This is a genomic window from uncultured Kordia sp., from assembly GCF_947489565.1.
Lineage (GTDB): Bacteria > Bacteroidota > Bacteroidia > Flavobacteriales > Flavobacteriaceae > Kordia.
This window is the reverse complement of the sequence record NZ_CANLEA010000012.1, coordinates 84,655-102,041: the sequence shown is the minus strand read 5'-3', so window position 1 is coordinate 102,041 and position 17,387 is coordinate 84,655. Positions and strand designations below refer to the sequence as shown.

At 34.3% G+C, this 17,387-nt stretch carries 9 protein-coding genes; 5 read left to right on the top strand and 4 right to left on the bottom strand.

Annotation, left to right across the window (positions count from 1 at the left end):
* The first annotated feature begins 327 nt into the window (after nt 1–327).
* On the top strand, nt 328–780 hold the full coding sequence (locus Q0845_RS16980) for a GNAT family N-acetyltransferase (RefSeq protein ID WP_367180677.1): 453 nt from the start codon (nt 328–330) through the stop codon (nt 778–780).
* 2 nt (nt 781–782) lie between these two features.
* On the opposite strand, the gene Q0845_RS16975 is transcribed toward Q0845_RS16980, so the two are convergent.
* The 3 genes from Q0845_RS16975 to Q0845_RS16965 form a co-directional block, all read right to left on the bottom strand.
* Entirely contained in the window at nt 783–4,184 is a 3,402-nt protein-coding gene (locus tag Q0845_RS16975; protein WP_298515737.1) for a hypothetical protein, read from the bottom strand.
* Nucleotides 4,185–4,327: 143 nt separating this feature from the next.
* Nucleotides 4,328–4,579: a hypothetical protein gene (locus tag Q0845_RS16970; protein WP_298515734.1), complete on the bottom strand. Its 252-nt coding sequence runs from the start codon at nt 4,577–4,579 to the stop codon at nt 4,328–4,330.
* A 247-nt stretch (nt 4,580–4,826) separates the two neighbouring features.
* Nucleotides 4,827–5,033 (bottom strand): hypothetical protein, encoded by a 207-nt coding sequence (locus tag Q0845_RS16965; RefSeq protein ID WP_298515732.1) that lies wholly within the window; start codon nt 5,031–5,033, stop codon nt 4,827–4,829.
* A 294-nt stretch (nt 5,034–5,327) separates the two neighbouring features.
* Here Q0845_RS16965 and Q0845_RS16960 point away from each other — a divergent pair, with 294 nt between their 5' ends.
* A complete protein-coding gene (locus Q0845_RS16960) occupies nt 5,328–6,509 on the top strand; it encodes an AIR synthase related protein (RefSeq protein WP_298515729.1) in 1,182 nt (393 codons plus the stop codon).
* A gap of 173 nt (nt 6,510–6,682) precedes the next feature.
* On the opposite strand, the gene Q0845_RS16955 is transcribed toward Q0845_RS16960, so the two are convergent.
* Nucleotides 6,683–7,189, bottom strand: a complete 507-nt coding sequence (locus Q0845_RS16955; protein ID WP_298515726.1) for a peptide-methionine (S)-S-oxide reductase — start codon at nt 7,187–7,189, stop codon at nt 6,683–6,685.
* Nucleotides 7,190–7,642: 453 nt separating this feature from the next.
* Here Q0845_RS16955 and Q0845_RS16950 point away from each other — a divergent pair, with 453 nt between their 5' ends.
* The 3 genes from Q0845_RS16950 (at nt 7,643) to Q0845_RS16940 (ending at nt 17,387) form a co-directional block, all read left to right on the top strand.
* Nucleotides 7,643–9,298, top strand: coding sequence for a tetratricopeptide repeat protein (locus Q0845_RS16950; protein ID WP_298515723.1), 1,656 nt, complete (start codon nt 7,643–7,645; stop codon nt 9,296–9,298).
* A gap of 272 nt (nt 9,299–9,570) precedes the next feature.
* On the top strand, nt 9,571–12,603 hold the full coding sequence (locus Q0845_RS16945) for a leucine-rich repeat domain-containing protein (protein ID WP_298515720.1): 3,033 nt from the start codon (nt 9,571–9,573) through the stop codon (nt 12,601–12,603).
* Nucleotides 12,604–12,608: 5 nt separating this feature from the next.
* Nucleotides 12,609–17,387: a leucine-rich repeat domain-containing protein gene (locus tag Q0845_RS16940; RefSeq protein WP_298515718.1), complete on the top strand. Its 4,779-nt coding sequence runs from the start codon at nt 12,609–12,611 to the stop codon at nt 17,385–17,387.

Genomic DNA, 17,387 nt, shown 5'->3' with positions numbered 1-17,387 from the left:
CGCTTTTGGTATTTTGGTATTGGTTTGTTCTTAGTGCTTTGATATTCTTAGCGTCACTTCGAGTGGTTTTTCGGAATAAAATGAAGAAAAATTGTATCGAGAAGTACTATGAAATTATAAATGTAAAATGCTAAATTTTAAATGTAAAAGTTGTATTTCGATACGTCATTACGAGGAGTTGCGACGAAATAATCTGCTTCTAAGAAATAGATTACTACACGTTTTTTCAAAACGCTTGCAAAGACGATTCAAATAACAAATCAATACTTCGACAAACTCAACACAAACAAATCAACAAAAAGACAAATCAATAAGAAAAACAAAAAAGTGAACCTGAAAACCAAAAGAACCAATTCCAAAAATCAAGACTTTATAAACTTGGTCAAAGAACTCGATGCATTTCTAAGCATCCGAAATGGTGAAAGTGACGAATTTTACAGTCAATTCAATGGTTTGGAAGCGTTACATCATACCATTGTATTGTATTTAAATGACGAACCTATTGGTTGTGGCGCAATTAAGCAATTCAACGAAAATACGGTTGAGGTCAAGCGTATGTATGTAAGTCAGAAACTTCAAGGGAAAAACTTAGGCATCACTATTTTAACCGAACTCGAAACTTGGGCAAAAGAATTAGGAAACTCAAGTTGTGTACTGGAAACTGGAACAATGTTGCCTGAAGCCATTCGTTTTTACGAGAAAAATAAGTATCAACGCATTCCAAATTACGAACCCTATATTGGCGCGTCGGAAAGTGTGTGTTTTGAGAAACATTTGTAAAATTAATATCCTTTAGACTTTAGGTGTTTTTGATACGCATCAGTAAGTTTCTGTGCTCTCTTTTTGATATCGTCTTGTACGCTTTGTGGTAAGGTTTTAATTTTTACCGTATTGAAAACATCCGTATCCAACTTGAAACAAATAGTATAGGCTAATTTCGGATTTATGTTATATAAACTATGAAAATAATTAGTCATTTTTTTAGTTAATTCGCTACTCGACAACTTATCTTTATTGACTTTGTACAATTCATGAAAATAATTGGCTACACATTCTGAGTCGTTATTGCAGGCATTAACCTTGCTTTTTTCAGCAGTAGAAAAAGTGTTGAAGTTTGAGGTTGAATTTGAACTTGAACTCGAAGTTGAGGTCGAATTCGAAGTTGAGGTCGAATTCGAAGTTGAGCTTGTCTTGTTAGTATTAGTGGTTGTTGTTCCTTGAAACTTCCCGTTCGCCCAGTTTCCAGCATCATAGCGCGTTTTATTGTAATACATCACACCTTTTCCGTGGTATTGTCCATTTAAATATTCGCCCATGTAAAAATTGTGCTCAGACCATGTATAACTTCCAAGTCCGTTATATTCTCCATTACTAAATTCTCCAATATAATAGGTGCCATTGCTGAAATCTATTTTTCCAAAACCGCTTCGCTTGCCATTACTAAATGTACCAAAATAGAAAGCACCATTACTATATTTATATACACCAATACCGTTGGTGCAGTTTCCAAGCATACAACCCGTTTCGCCATTATATTTAAGCAATTGTTTCGAAACAACTTTTTTATTTTTGAATATGAGTTTGTAAGTTTCTTTCTTTTTAGAGTCGTTTGCAAACCCTTTTGTTAGGTTTTTGTCATAGAAATACACCGTATTTTTGCCATCATATTCATAGGTAAACGCATCATTTTTGTCAAAAGAGCCTGCATAGCTAGAAAATACAGCATCTTTTACATTAGCACTTTCAATGAGTATAGCACCATTTGGTTGTCCGTTGGTATAAAATCCTTTTGCTACTTTTCCGCTAGATGCATATTTGAATTCTCCGTATCCATTATCACAATCGCCACGCAAGCAAGTTCCTGAACGTTTGGCTACAGTATTGGTATTGGTAGTTGTGGTTTCTCCTGCGTCATACGTTTTGAAATCTAAGGCAGGATAAACAGTGAAATTTTTTACATTTTTATAATTGTTTAAAACAACTTTCTCAGGTTCGTTTTCTCCTTGGTAAAACACATCAATATTATTAGGAGCATATTTATACAAACTGCTTTTTTGAATGATAGCACCATTACTCTTAAAGACAACTACTGATCCATTTGTTTTTTTAAACCAATATCCATGAGTGGTTTCCACATCCACTTTTTTTGCAGCATAAGTTTTGTTGATTTTTGCCTGTTTAAAATTTTCTAATTTATACAACTGATTGTTATCTTGGTTGAAAGCCAAAATATGATCTCCCATATAACTCAACATTGCTTTTTGTACAGGTTTATTATTTATATACAAATAGAAATTATCTTCTTTTACCTTTTTCCAAGTCGCAATTTGAGCATCTGAACCTGAATCAGCTTCCATTGCTCTTACTTTCTTTCGGAGTGCTACTAAATCATTCTCAACTTTTGTAATGTCTGTAGTTCCTGTCACTTTACCATTACTATAGGTGATTTGACGCAATGTAGGTTGGCCATAGCTTGGAATTCCTCTAGCTATACTCATATCTAAAAGACGCATTTGAATAATCCAGTTGCCATAGGTATCATATGTATAAGCATAATTGTATGCTGTATAATTGCCATCACTTTTTTTAGTTTCTTTAGAAAATTGGAGATCTCCCTTGGAATTGTATTTTTTGACAGTGATATAATACTCACTTTCTAGTTTCGTAACTTTTCCTTGATCGTTATATGAATACAAACTTTCTGAAGGTTCACTAGAATTATATCCTAAAACTTTCTTTTTAACAAGATTATTTTCGATAAAAATTTTCTGACTTGATTGACCGCTGATTACATATCCATCCGCTGTTTTCTTATAGATTTCCTTAACTGCTGGACCATTCTCTTTAAACGAAATAGTACGCACAAAGTCGTTATCTCCTTCATAAAAATAGTTTTCAAAACGATTCCCATACAATCCGCCTTCCGTCCAATGTTTCTTGAGTCGCCCTTGCGAGTCATAGTTATAATGATATTTAGTCGTTTTTACCTTTCTGGTGATTTGGGATGCTTTTACTTTTTTAAGTTTTGTATCAAACTCAGTAACACTTTCCAATGTAAGTTCGGTTGTAAATTCAGTATTTCCTCTAGATTTTCTTTGATCGTATTGTTTCTTATTCAACTTTACAGGAATAATATTGCCTTTTCCAATCTTCAAACCATAATCTTCTTCAATCTCATGCATTGGGAAACCTAAGTCTATATTGCGTACTTTTTTGGCTACATATGGTTTTTTACCCAAAATAAGTTCATCATACAATTGCTGTCTAGCTTGTAAAAGTGCAGTTTTGATATTTTGACTTTCAGGAGTTTTTCCACCTGTAATATCTCCATTGCTGTATTTTATTTCTCGTAAATAAAAGTTAAAACGACTTCCATACAATCCTTTAGTTCCTGTTGATAATGTATAGGCGATAATCCAGTTTCCATAGCTGTCATAAACGTATTTGTAATGTTTTGTATAATTTTTTGTGACTTCTTTTTCTATTAAATTATGCTCATTGTGATGGAAAGCGTATTTACTTGTTTCACTTTGTTGCAATACTAAAAAACCTTGGTCGTTATAACTATAAGAATCTGTGTACGTTTTGTTAGCACTTTTGTTGAATGTGACTTGTTTGTTAACCAAACCATTTTTGAAATGATACGTTGTGTTTCCATTGGCAAAATTATACGACAAGGTATTGGTTTTGTAAGTGTATTTCTTAGTTTCTACTTTTCCAGATCCTTTGAATACACTTTCTTTGATAAGACCATTTTTATAAAAACTATATTCGTTGATTTCATTATTAGCATCCAATTTTCCAGCATTAGAAGATTTGCTAGTGCTACTTTTTAGCATTCCTTTTTCATCATACGAATAGTAAAAATAGAAAGCATTGGGCTTTCCAAAGGCATTTTGAAATTTATTAATGTTACTAGTTACTTTGTTGCCTTCAAAAGTGAGTGTTCTTGTACTGTAATCTTTTTTTAGATAGCTGAAACTTTTACTTTCAAATCCAAAACCAACATCTATAAACGTAGATTTAATAACAATTTCCGGTTTTATATTCCCTTTAACTTTTAGATTAAAGTCTTTTATCAAATCGGTATTTGGAATTTGAAGAATATCTTTTTGCGTTTTTACTTGTTGAGCAAAAGAAAATGTTAGACTGCAACAGAAAAAAAGGAGGAAAAAACGTTTCATGAGTATTACTTTATAAATTACTTTACAAAAGTGTTAAATACTCAAAAGTGAAAACATTCGGCAGATGACGTATTTTTATATGTAGCACTTAAGAAACCTGTTATTTGAGAAAAGAAATGCGATCCGAAGATCGCATCATTCTTTTAAATAGAACCTTCTTCAGACGGATAGCTAGCACCGTTCCTAATTGGCGGTTTGGGTTTTGGGCATCTAGCAGGATCATTAGAAGTACAAAGGTCTCCACAAGATTTACAAGTGTCTATATTAGGACATGTTTGACATGTGTTACCTATAACGGTAGTATTCCCTTCAGCGCCTCCTACTACTGCATTAAAATTCAATTTAGAAATTAACTTTTTGTTCAGATTCAACGAACTAAAATTCTTTTTTTTCATGAGTATATGTTTTAAAAATTAATACTACTAAAGGAAGGCATAAAGCATATGAAATGGAAGAATAGCAATTGGCGCTTTATAAATGGTAAATAAAAAAAGTAACTTTTTACATCAAAAACAAGACATTCCAACTAACGTGCGAAATACTTAAAAGTGAAAAATATATTACAGTTCTCTCGTTTTTATATACTACTCAAATAACCTGTTATAAGAAGAAAAAAGCGATCCGAAGATCGCAGTATTCTTTTTAAATAGAACCTTCTTCAGACGGATAGCTAGCCCCGTTTCTAATTGGCGGTTCTGGTTTTGGACATCTAGCATCATCAGAAGTACAAAGGTCTCCACAAACAGATGCACAAGTTGCACAAGTGTTTATATTAAGGCATGTTTGACAGCTATTATCTATAATACTAGTATTCCCTTCAGCGCCTCCTACTAATGTATTGAAATTCAATTTAGAGACTAATTTTTTGTTCAGATGTAACGAACTAAAATTCTTTTTTTCATGAGTATATGTTTTTAAAATTAATACTACTAAAGGAAGACATAAAGCATATGAAATGGAAGAATAGCAATTGACGATTTATAAATGGTAAACAAAACTGAGATTTCTTATGTGAAATGAAAGAGATATAAACTTAAGAAAAGGATCATTAGGAGCAATTGTTAGATAAAAACAATAAAAAAAGCTTTCACAGAAAATAAAATTTAAACAATAAAAGTATATTTGCAGCACAACACAACAACTATGAGTCAAGAAGTATCAAAACGCTATGCAATGCGCGGCGTTTCTGCATCAAAAGAAGATGTACACAACGCCATTAAAAACATTGATAAGGGTTTATTTCCGAAAGCTTTCTGTAAAATTGTTCCCGATTATTTAACCAATGATGAGGAATATTGCCTAATCATGCATGCCGATGGCGCAGGAACAAAATCGTCACTTGCATATATGTACTGGAAAGAAACAGGCGACTTGTCTGTTTGGAAAGGAATTGCACAAGACGCGTTGATTATGAATATTGACGATTTGTTGTGTGTAGGAGCTACCGATAATATCATGTTGTCTTCTACGATAGGAAGAAACAAAAATGCCATTCCTGGCGAAGTGATTTCTGCCATTATCAACGGAAGTGAAGAATTGATTCAAGAATTGAAAGAATTTGGCGTAACCATTCATTCTACAGGAGGAGAAACGGCAGATGTTGGAGATTTGGTGCGTACGATTATTGTAGATTCTACCGTAACAGCTCGTATGAAACGAAAAGATGTTATTGACAATGCAAACATTAAAGAAGGTGATGTTATTGTTGGGTTGGCTTCTTTTGGACAAGCTACGTATGAGAAATCATATAATGGCGGAATGGGAAGTAACGGATTGACATCTGCACGTCATGATGTATTTCATAAATATCTAGCCGAAAAATATCCTGAAAGTTTTGACAATGCAGTACCAAGTGATTTGGTGTATTCTGGAAATACAAAATTAACGGATGCTGTGGCAGATTCACCGATTGATGCTGGACAATTAGTTTTATCGCCAACACGTACCTATGCACCGATTATCAAAAGTATCTTAGACAAATACACTTCGGAGCAAATTCATGGAATGGTACACTGTAGTGGAGGCGCACAAACCAAAATATTACACTTCGTAGATAACGTACATATTATCAAAGACAATATGTTTGAAATTCCACCACTTTTCAAATTGATTCAAGAGCAATCGAACACAGATTGGAAAGAAATGTATCAGGTTTTTAACTGTGGACATCGTATGGAAATATATGTTTCTCCGGAAATTGCCGAAGATATCATTGCCATTTCAAAATCATACAACGTAGCTGCACAAATTGTAGGTAGAGTAGAAGCTTCAGAAAGTAAAAAGTTGACGATTAAGAGTACTTACGGGACTTTTAAGTATAATTAAAATTTTGTATATCTCAGTCGTCAGATCGAGTGAAATTTTAGGATAAAATTTAGTATCGAGATCTCTTATGAAGTTTATGTGTTTATCAGTGCTTCTCGATACAATTTTTCTTCATGATATTACGAAAAATCACTCGAAGTGACAGTGCAGTATGTAATTTTGAAACTAGAATTTTATTTAAGATGTTCTAACTTATTCTTAGCAGCAAACTCCGAAAACTCACGCAACAACAATTTCAATTTCGGATTGATAAATTGTTCGCAAAACGGTTTCTTCGGATTGGAATAGTAATAATTGGTAATTTCCTCGCGCGAAGCTTTAAAAGAAACAAAAGGCAATACTTGTGTGATAAGTATCTCTTCAAAATTGGCTTGTAACTCCGCTAAAATTTTAGAAACTTCTTGTTGCTGCGGTTGATCGTAATAATAAATGGCAGAACGATATTTCTTCCGCATAGAATGTTGTACGGTCGATTTATGTGTGTGCAAATGAATTTCTACGAGAACTTTCAAAGGAATTATCGTTGGATCAAACTGTACAATCACAGCTTCAGAAAACGTGTCATTTTCTTCATTAGATTGTACCCAACCTTGCGCAACATCTTGTACACCAATTAAGGATTGAAACACAGCTTCTGTACACCAATGACAACCTCCGCCAAGAGCAACTTTTTGAATCATATACAAAAATAAACAAATGAACTTGAGTTGTCTGAAATGTACATGAAATTCAGTTTGAAATCATGAAAATTATTTTTATGTATTTGATTATTAATAACTTATGTTTTAACAGTTTAATTGTGAAAAAACCGACGCTATGTCGGAAATGTGATAGCATTATGCGGTATTGTTACATGCTTACAGAGAAATTGCAACTACTTTTATCTTCGTAAACTTTAGTTTCAGTGATGTCTCACACTAAAATTAGTATTGAATTATAAATAAGCCTACGTAAACAAACATTTTATGAACCAATACTAAAATTATGATAAGGGCAAATTTCACAAAAACAAAACTAATACTACGTGTTACACAAGTATGTGTGGTGATATGTAGTGCGCAACTATTTTTGAAAAATAGTATGAATTCCAGTGTTTCTCAATTACGTTTAACATCATTAAAGAACGAGAACATATGAAGAATATACTGATAACCATGGTCTTTTTAGCTAGTTCTTTTTCTGTAAAAGCACAAGTAAAAGATAGTATTGTAGACGCGTTAAAATCTCAAATAGAAAAAGCAGCAACAGATTCCATACGATTATCGCTCAAAGCAGATTTGGGAAATCGGCTTGCATTTTTTGATCGATCAATTGCTAAAGAAGTACATTTGGAAGTTGAAAAAGAACTCGATGACAAAGGATATACAAGTCTTTACTATCAACAACTAAAAGCAGAAGTATTGTACAGTCTGTCTAGTATGCATTCCAATCTTGGCGAGAATTCGGAAGCACTTCGCTATGCTAATAAAGGTTTTGAACTTGCCGCATCGATCAATTATCATAGAATTTCCGGAAAATGTATCAGTAATATAGGAAGTGTTTACAAAAAAATGAACGACTTTGATAAGGCAAAACTGTATTACAGACGCGCTTTAGAAATACAAAAAAAGGACACCGTTGCCAGAGGACGTGTAATATCTTACAATCGTTTGGGAGCATTGTATGTGGAAGAAAAAAAGTATGATTCTGCAATTTATTACTTTCACAAAGCCTTGGCAGTTCCTAAGATTACTAAAAAATATCAAATACGAGTTCGTACAAATATTGCCAATACATATATTAAAGAGCACAGATACGACATTGCAGAACAAAAAATAATTGAAAACTTAGCATTTTTAAATACTACAGGACTCTATCAACATTTGTCTAATAACCATTTAAGTCTTGCGAAAGTATACCACAAAAAGGCAGCATATTGCAAAGCAACTTCGCATATAGATAGTGCCATTGTACATGCAAAAAAAATACGTTCTCACTTATTATTAAAATGGTCTTACTCCAGAAAAGCAGAAATTATGCACGACAGTAAAGACTATGCAGCTTCGCGTGAAGCATTCTTACTGTATGATAAATACAAGGATTCGCTGATTAGTGAGAGTAGAACTAAAAGATTGGCAGACTTAGAATACGCGTATCAATTCAAAAAAGAAAAACAACTTGCTGCGGTTCATTTAAAAAATGAATCTACCAAAAAACAACTCTATTTTGCGTTGATATTTGTAGTATTATTATTCGCACTATTATCAATATATATTATTGTAAAACGGAAAGAACGAAAAATTGCCTTGGCTGAAAACGAACTCAAATTAAAAGAAATTGAGAAGTTAAAGGCAGATTTAGTATTGGCCAATCGTGAAAATGAGTTGAAAAAAGTTGTGGTAGAAAATTCGATTACGGAAGAAGTACTCAACAGAACCTTAGATGACATTAAAGAAATTATTACGTTTGAAAATGAAGGAGAACGAAAAAGCGCATTAAAATCTTTATCTGCAGTATTACTTTCTGAAAAAACATCAAAAAGTTCCACATCTAGTTTGCAAAATTATTTAGATGAGGTGAGTATGGACTTCAAAGTATTATTAGATACTCATTTTACAGAATTGAAAGCGCGTGAAAAAGAATTATTGTGTATGATGAAATTAGGATTGAGTTCCACAGAAATTAGTAAACTCTTCAACACAACTTTAGCTTCTATTAAGTCTTCAAGATATCGAATTCGTAAAAAATTAGGTTTAGAATCTAGCGATGATATCATCGCATTTTTAGAAAATACAACACTTCAAATATGAATCCCTAAGAAGCCATTTTTCTAATCTCCCGAATAAAGTCATAAATATATTGTTTATGACTTTTTTTATGCTTTAAAATGCTTTAGAAATGCTGAAAATCAATAATTTATGTTTTTGATACCCTTTTGATACCTGCTAAAACTTGTAACAAATCCGACATAGATTTTTCTTTGTTTACGATTAAAAAATCAAAAATTGAGAAGCGCTATATACATCGTTTCAATTCAAACTTTTTAAGTCCGCATTTACCAGAAAACTAAATATTGAATACCATGAAAAAAATAATAACAATCATCCTATACATAAACATCATTTGTTTGGGAATTACAATGAGTAGTGCGCAGACTACAAATCCAGAAGGTGGCGGTTTCATTTTTACCATTGACGGGATAGAATATGAAGCTATCAGTTTTGATCCTAATGAGGTGTCACTTTTTTTTGCAGATCCAGAAGGAGCATATACAGTGCCAAGTGCTGTAACATTTCAAGGCGTAACGTATAGTGTTGTAGAAATTGGTAACTCAGCTTTTTTTGAAACTTTTATCACAAGTATCACGCTTCCAGCTACTATTAGAGAACTAAAATCTTTTGCTTTTGAGTCTTCAACAATCGCACAAGTAACTGCCTTGGGCACTACGCCACCAATTCTAGAGTCTTTTACTTTTGATGATCGTAGCGCTATTTCGTTAACAGTTCCTGCAGGAAGTGAGGATGCTTATTTAAGTAACGGCTGGACAGGTTTTGCAACGATTAACGGAATTAATCCAAATTTTGAAGTAAACAATATCACATACAGTATCAATTCGCTAACAGGTAATACCGTAAGTGTCATTGATAGTTCTATTACAGGAACTGGTGTAACCATTCCTACTACAGTTACATTTAACAGTACAACGTATACCATTACTGAAATTACGGTTGATGCATTTAAAGGTAATCAATTAACGAGTGTTGGTATTCCTAGTACAGTTACTAAAATTGGTGATAGTGCTTTTGAAAATAATCAATTAACGAGTGTTACCATACCTAGCTTAGTCACTACATTAGGAAGGAGAGCCTTTAGCAATAATCAACTTACTAGTGTCGTATTTCCTGCAAACTTAACAGAAATAGGAGAGCGTTGCTTTGAAAATAACCTATTAGAGAGCATAGACATTCCAACGGGAATTACATTTTTAGATTTCAGAGTTTTTCATAATAATAATTTAACGAGTGTTACCATTCCTGCCAATGTTACAACTATTGGTCTCTCAGCATTTACAGAAAATCCCATTACAACTATAGATGTATTGGCTACTACACCACCAAGTGTCACGACAATTTCCTTTGACAATGAAGGAACAATAGCTGTAACGGTTCCAACAGGAACAGAAGCGGCATATCAGGCAGCAGGTTGGGATATGTTTGGTTCTATAAATGGAATTATTCAATTTTCTGTTGGTGCTACGTTTACCGAAAATAACTTTAGTTATGAAGTTACATCCTTAAATCCAAATGAAGTTGAAATTACAGGAGGAACCAATATTCCGCAAAATTTAGTAATTGACGCTAATGTAACTACACAAGGAACCAATTTTAGCATAGTTAAAATTGCGCAAAGCGCTTTTGAAAATAAAAATTTGACAAGTGTACAGCTTCCAAATACTCTAAGAGTTATAAGAAATTTTGCCTTTCAAAGCAACCAAATCACGAGCCTGACCATTCCTGCAAGCGTTACAAATATTGACTTTAGAGCGTTTCGATTGAACCAAATCGGAAGTGTAGTAATTCCCAATACGGTAACCTCGTTAGGAAATGGTGCTTTTGAATTGAATAACTTATCGAGTTTGACTATTTCCGAAAATCTAACAGCAATTCAACAACATACCTTTAGAAGCAATCAATTAACATCAGTCACGATTCCTGCGGGCATCACTTTTATTGGTGAATCGGCTTTTAGAGATAATCCATTAACGACGGTTTCTTCTTTAAATCCCAATCCTCCAAATGTTGTTGGAAATAATTTTTTTACAAACAGACAAAATATTGCATTGACCGTTCCTACGGATACAGAATTATCTTATTTAATCAATGGCTGGACAGGTTTTGCGTCTATCAACGGAGAAGATCCAGCTTTTTTCAATGAATTTGAAGTTGCAAATATTACATACAAAATTAACAGCCTGAATCCGAATGAAGTTGAAACTGTTGATACCTCAATTACAGGCGAACTCATCCTCCCAAGTACTATAAATGATGGCTTAGAAAACTTTACAGTAACAAGAATAGGAACAGATTCCTTTAGTAATAATCAACTCATCTCTGTAACCATACCAGCTTCGGTTACTAATATTAATGGGAGAGCTTTTCGAAATAATCCTCTTAGAAATATCATCCTAGAAGGTTTTACTCCACCAACGATTAACAATCAAGCAAATGGTAACAATACATTTACCGATCGTTCTAATATTGATGTATTTGTGAGAGCAGGAAACGTTCAATCGTATATTAATGGTGGTTGGACAGGTTTTAAATCAGTCAATGGAGCTTCAAAAGCAATTTTATTAAAAGTGTATTTACAAGGCGCGAGTTTAAACCCAAATACAAATGAAGAAACGCTTATGCGAGACGATTTACGTATCGCAAATCTCATTCCAACCACAAGTCCGTATGCAGATGCAGCAACAGTAAATACAACTGTTTTTGATGTGACAGGAGAAGATGCCATTGTGGATTGGGTTTTTATTGAATTGCGTGATGCAGATAACAATACAAACGTTTTAGAAAGTGCTTCAGCTTTACTACAACGCGATGGCGATATTGTAAATACGGATGGTGTAAGTCCATTTACATTTACTTCACAACTTGATGATTATTTTATTGCTATAAAACACCGAAATCACTTAGGAATTATGTTGGCGAATGCAAAGCGATTATCTTCTGTCATAACGATTATTGACTTTGCAGAAGCCAACAATCCAATCACGTTTGGAAACAATACACAAACAGACGCAGGAATGCCAGCAAACACTTTAGGAATGTGGTCTGGCAATGTAAATGGAGACAGCATTGTACAGTATCAAGGAGGAACGCCAGATGCTACAGCAATTTTGTCAGCCGCTTTAAATGATCCTGGAAACTTTCTAAACTTTTCCACATTTATCATCAATGGTTATACTGACAATGATGTAAATATGAGCGGTACTACACAATACGAAGGCGGAGTTGCAGACTCACCATTGATCCTACAAAACGTATTAGCACATCCAGGGAACTTCTTAAACTTTAGCACTTTTCAAATACCAGAACAATTACCAGAAAACTAAATATCATGAAAAAAATAATCATTACCATACTATTGCTTTGTGTTGCAACAACATGTTTTGCACAAACATTTACCGTTGATGGATTTAATTATAACGTCATTTCAACCAACCCAAACGAAGTTGAGGTTACAGGAGGAACCGATGGCAGCAGTCCGCTTACTTTTCGAAGCACTGTAAACGATAATGGAATTACGTATACCGTAACTACCATTGGTAGTTCTGCTTACAGAAATGGTGCGAGTAATGTTGTTTTACCAAATACCATTACAACGATTAAATTTCGAGCATTTAGAGATAATGGCGGATTAACGAGCATTACGCTTCCGGCAAGTGTGACTTCTGTTGGAGGAGAAGCTTTTTTTGGTGGCGGATTAAATGAAATTATTGCTGAAGGAACGCTACCAGCTAGTATTAGTAACAGTTCCTTTGGAACACGCACGAATGTAGATTTAATAGTTCCAAATGGTTTAGAGGAAACATATCGCCAAGCAGGTTGGACAGGTTTTAATACAGTGAATGGAGAAATTCCGATAGGAGGTTCTTTTAATGTAGGCGATTTACGCTATAGAGTCACTTCACAAAATCCGCTAGAAGTTGAAGTTGCGGGACGTTTAAATGGAATTGTTGATGTGGTAATGCCAGAATCAGTTGTAGAACCACAATTTGGCGATACGTATGCTGTTACTGGTGTAGGGTTTAGAGCGTTTAGAAATGCAGGAATCAATAGTGTTGTGTTTTCAAATACAATAGAAACGATAAAAAACGAAGCTTTCGAAATTAATAATTTAACGACTATTACACTTCCAGCTTCTGTTACTACAATTGGAAATGAAGCGTTCCGAGATAATCCGCTTACAGAAGTAATTTCACAAGCAGTCGCAGCGCCTACAATAGAAACACTCAGTATTAGAGATAGAGGAAACATTCCGCTAACAGTGCCAAGCGGATCGGAAGCAGCGTATGTAAATGGCGGTTGGACAGATTTCTTTTCTATTAATGGAACACCTTTTATTGGTTCTGATTTTTCTACGGATGGATTTAATTATAGAATCAATGGTGTGAATCCTAATACGGTTGAATTACGAGGAGGAACAGTTGATGCTGATGCTGTATTACCGTCTACAACTACAAAAAATGGAATTACATTTACGGTTACGGTTATTGGATTTCGCGCCTTTAGGGGAAGAAACTTAAACAGTGTAATATTACCAACGAATTTGGAATTGATTGGTACAGAGGCTTTTGAAATTAATAACTTAACAACTATTACATTGCCAGCATCTTTAACAACAATTGCCAATGAAGCTTTCAATACGAATAATTTACTTGTGGAAGTAATTTCACAAGCTGTAATTGCTCCTACAATCGAAACAACTAGTATCACAAATCGTGGAAATATTAGTTTAACAATACCTAATGGTTCGGAAGCGGCGTATGTAAATGGCGGTTGGACAGGTTTCTTTGCGATTAATGGAACACCTTTTATTGGCTCTGATTTTTCTGTGGATGGATTCAATTATAGAATTAACGGTGTCAATCCCAATACGGTTGAGCTAAGAGGTGGCGGAAGTGGCACGGATTTAGTATTACCTTCTACAACCACTAAAAACAGTATTTCATTTACCGTAACAGCTATTGGATTTCGTGCTTTTAGAAGTAGAAATCTAAATAGCGTTGTGCTTCCAACCAATGTAGAAGTGATTGGTGAAGATTCTTTTGAAGCTAACAACCTGATTTCTATCACATTTCCTGCTTCTGTATCTGCGATTAATGAAGGAGCTTTTTTGAATAACGATTTAACACAAATTACCTTTAATTCTGGTCCAGAAACTATTGGAAATGATGCTTTTCGAAATAATCAACTAACAAGTCTCGCTATTCCAAATGGAACAATTACTATTGGTGAGAGTGCTTTTATAAACAATCAATTAAGCACAATTTCTATTCCTAGAAGTGTAGATCTTATTGATCGCGAAGCTTTTCGTAACAATCAAATCAGTAATCTAACAATTCCAACAGGTGTTATTACCATTGGTAGAGGCGCTTTTAGAGATAATAGTTTGATGATGGTTGTATTACCAAATACCGTAGAAACGATTGATACAGATGCTTTCTTAGACAATCAAATTACAAGTGTGAATCTTCCTAGTAATTTAACAACACTTGGTTCATCTGTGTTTAGAAACAATCAATTGACAAGTATTGTCATTCCTGATGGTGTAACAGTCATCAACTCGCAAACATTTCGAAATAATAATTTACAAAGTGTAACGCTTCCTGCGAATTTGCAATCTATTAAAAGTGATTCATTTCGTGATAATGAAATTACAAGTATTAGTTTTCCAGCTAGTTTAGTAGAATTACAAGGATTTTCTTTTCGTAATAATCAATTGACAAGTGTGACCATTCCGACAACTATTTCAACAATTGAAGTAAATACTTTTAGTGAAAATCTTTTAACAACTATTACCATTCCTTCAAATATTCAAACTATAGGTGTTGAAGCTTTTAATAGCAATCCATTAAACTCAATTACAGCAGACAGTGCTACGCCAGCAACTATTGAATCAAATAGTTTTGGTGGACGAAGTGCCATTAACTTGTCTATCATTCCAAACCAGCAATCGGTCATTGATGATTATACAGCAGCAGGTTGGACAGGTTTTGCATCTGTAAATGGCGAATTTCAACTAGGTGCTCGATTTACAGAAGGTGATTTACAATACGAAGTGATTGCCGTAAATCCAAACGAGGTAACTGTATTGGACATTGCAAATGGATTACAAAATCAAAATATTGTCATCCCAGCTACCGTTACAGAATCATTTAGTGGAACTACATTTAACGTCACTGAAATTATAGATAGTGCGTTTCAAAATACAGGAATTACTTCCGTAGTTATTGGAGCCAATATTACATCAATAGGAAGCAATGCTTTTATAGGAACATCACTTACTACTATGGATGTACTAGCAACCACGCCACCAACAATTGTAGCTTCGAGCTTGGGTGATAGATCCGTAATTAATTTAACCATTCCAAGCGGAACTGAAACGGCGTATACAAATGCAGGTTGGACAGGATTTTTAACTGTAAATGGTCAACTGTCAGATGGAGTTATTGGCACAACATTTATTGATGGAGGAATAACGTATGAAATCACTTCGCTCAATCCAAATGAAGTAGCTGTAGATGGTGGTTCTGTAACAGGAGATTTGGTGATTCCTGAACAAGTTACTTTTAACACAACTACATTCTCAGTAACAGGTGTCAATGCTAGTGCTTTTCAAAATGATGACATTACGAGTGTCACACTTCCAGCAACTATAACTGCTATTGGTGCCAATGCTTTTAATACAACAAGTTTGGAAGAAGTCATTGCCTTAGGAACGACTCCAGCTACGATTGAAACCAATTCTTTTGGCGAAAATGAAAACATAAGTCTGACGATTCCTAATGGAACAGAAACGACGTATGAAAACGCAGGTTGGACAGGTTTCTTCTCGGTAAACGGAAATGGTATTGCTATTGGAAATAGATTTACTGTAAATGGTATTCGCTATGAAATTCTCACACTTTCACCAAATACACTCAGTGCAGTTGCGAGAAACGGTGATGTACCGAATGGAGACTTTATTTTCCCAGAACTCTTATCAAAAGGCGGATTGGATTTTATAATTACTACTATTGGAAACTCTGCTTTTAGAAACAGAAGTGTACGTACTATAAGTTTACCAAGTACCTTAACTACAATTGAATTTAGAGGATTTCGAAATAATATCAACTTACTAAGTGTAACTATTCCTGCAGGTGTAACCTCAATTGGTTCAGAAGCTTTTTTCATCACTGGTTTAACAGAAATTATTTCAGAAAGTGTAAATCCAGCAACTGTAAATGGTGGAACTTTTGGCGATAGAACGAAAACAGATTTATTTATCCCACAAGGAACAAGACAAATTTATTTAAATGCAGGTTGGACAGGTTTTAAATCGATTATAGAACAAGGAACCGTGATTGTAGAACCGAAAGTATTTTTACAAGGAGCAGCTTTAAGTCCAAATACAGGAGAAGAAGACCTAATGCGAGACGATTTGCGTGTAGCAGGAATCATTCCAACGACTTCTCCGTATGCAGATGGCATTACATGCAATGCATCTGTATTCAACAAAACTGGAAACGACGCTATTGTCGATTGGGTTTTTGTAGAATTACGAGATGCTTCAAATAATACAACCGTTGTAGAAAGTAGATCAGCATTATTACAACGTGACGGAGATATTGTAGATGTAAACGGACTTGGAATTTTACAATTTACAGCACCAGTAGACAATTATTTTGTAGCAATTACACATAGAAACCACCTTGGAATCATGACGAGTACAGTATTGCAACTAGATGGAAGTCGTGTAAATATAGATTTTACGGATGCAACCAACCAAATAACTTTTGGAGTCAATGCGCAAACAGCTGCAGGAATGCCAGTCGATACTGTAGGAATGTGGTCTGGAAATGTAAATGGAGACATTATTGTACAATATTTAGGCGCAACACCAGATACGACAGCTATCTTATCAGCCGCTTTAAACGATCCAGGAAACTTTTTGAACTTTTCCACATTTATCATCAACGGATATAATGACAATGATGTAAATATGAGTGGTACTACACAATACGAAGGCGGATCAGCAGATTCACCACTCATCTTACAAAACGTACTAGCACATCCAGGGAACTTTTTAAACTTTAGTACTTTTCAAATACAAGAACAATTACCAGAAAACTAA

Coding starts and splice junctions, on each gene's coding strand:
- Q0845_RS16975 (WP_298515737.1), bottom strand. CDS start 4,184: ATGAAACGTTTTTTCCTCCTTTTTTTCTGTTGCAGTCTAACATTTTCT.
- Q0845_RS16970 (WP_298515734.1), bottom strand. CDS start 4,579: ATGAAAAAAAAGAATTTTAGTTCGTTGAATCTGAACAAAAAGTTAATT.
- Q0845_RS16960 (WP_298515729.1), top strand. CDS start 5,328: ATGAGTCAAGAAGTATCAAAACGCTATGCAATGCGCGGCGTTTCTGCA.
- Q0845_RS16955 (WP_298515726.1), bottom strand. CDS start 7,189: ATGATTCAAAAAGTTGCTCTTGGCGGAGGTTGTCATTGGTGTACAGAA.
- Q0845_RS16950 (WP_298515723.1), top strand. CDS start 7,643: ATGAAGAATATACTGATAACCATGGTCTTTTTAGCTAGTTCTTTTTCT.
- Q0845_RS16945 (WP_298515720.1), top strand. CDS start 9,571: ATGAAAAAAATAATAACAATCATCCTATACATAAACATCATTTGTTTG.
- Q0845_RS16940 (WP_298515718.1), top strand. CDS start 12,609: ATGAAAAAAATAATCATTACCATACTATTGCTTTGTGTTGCAACAACA.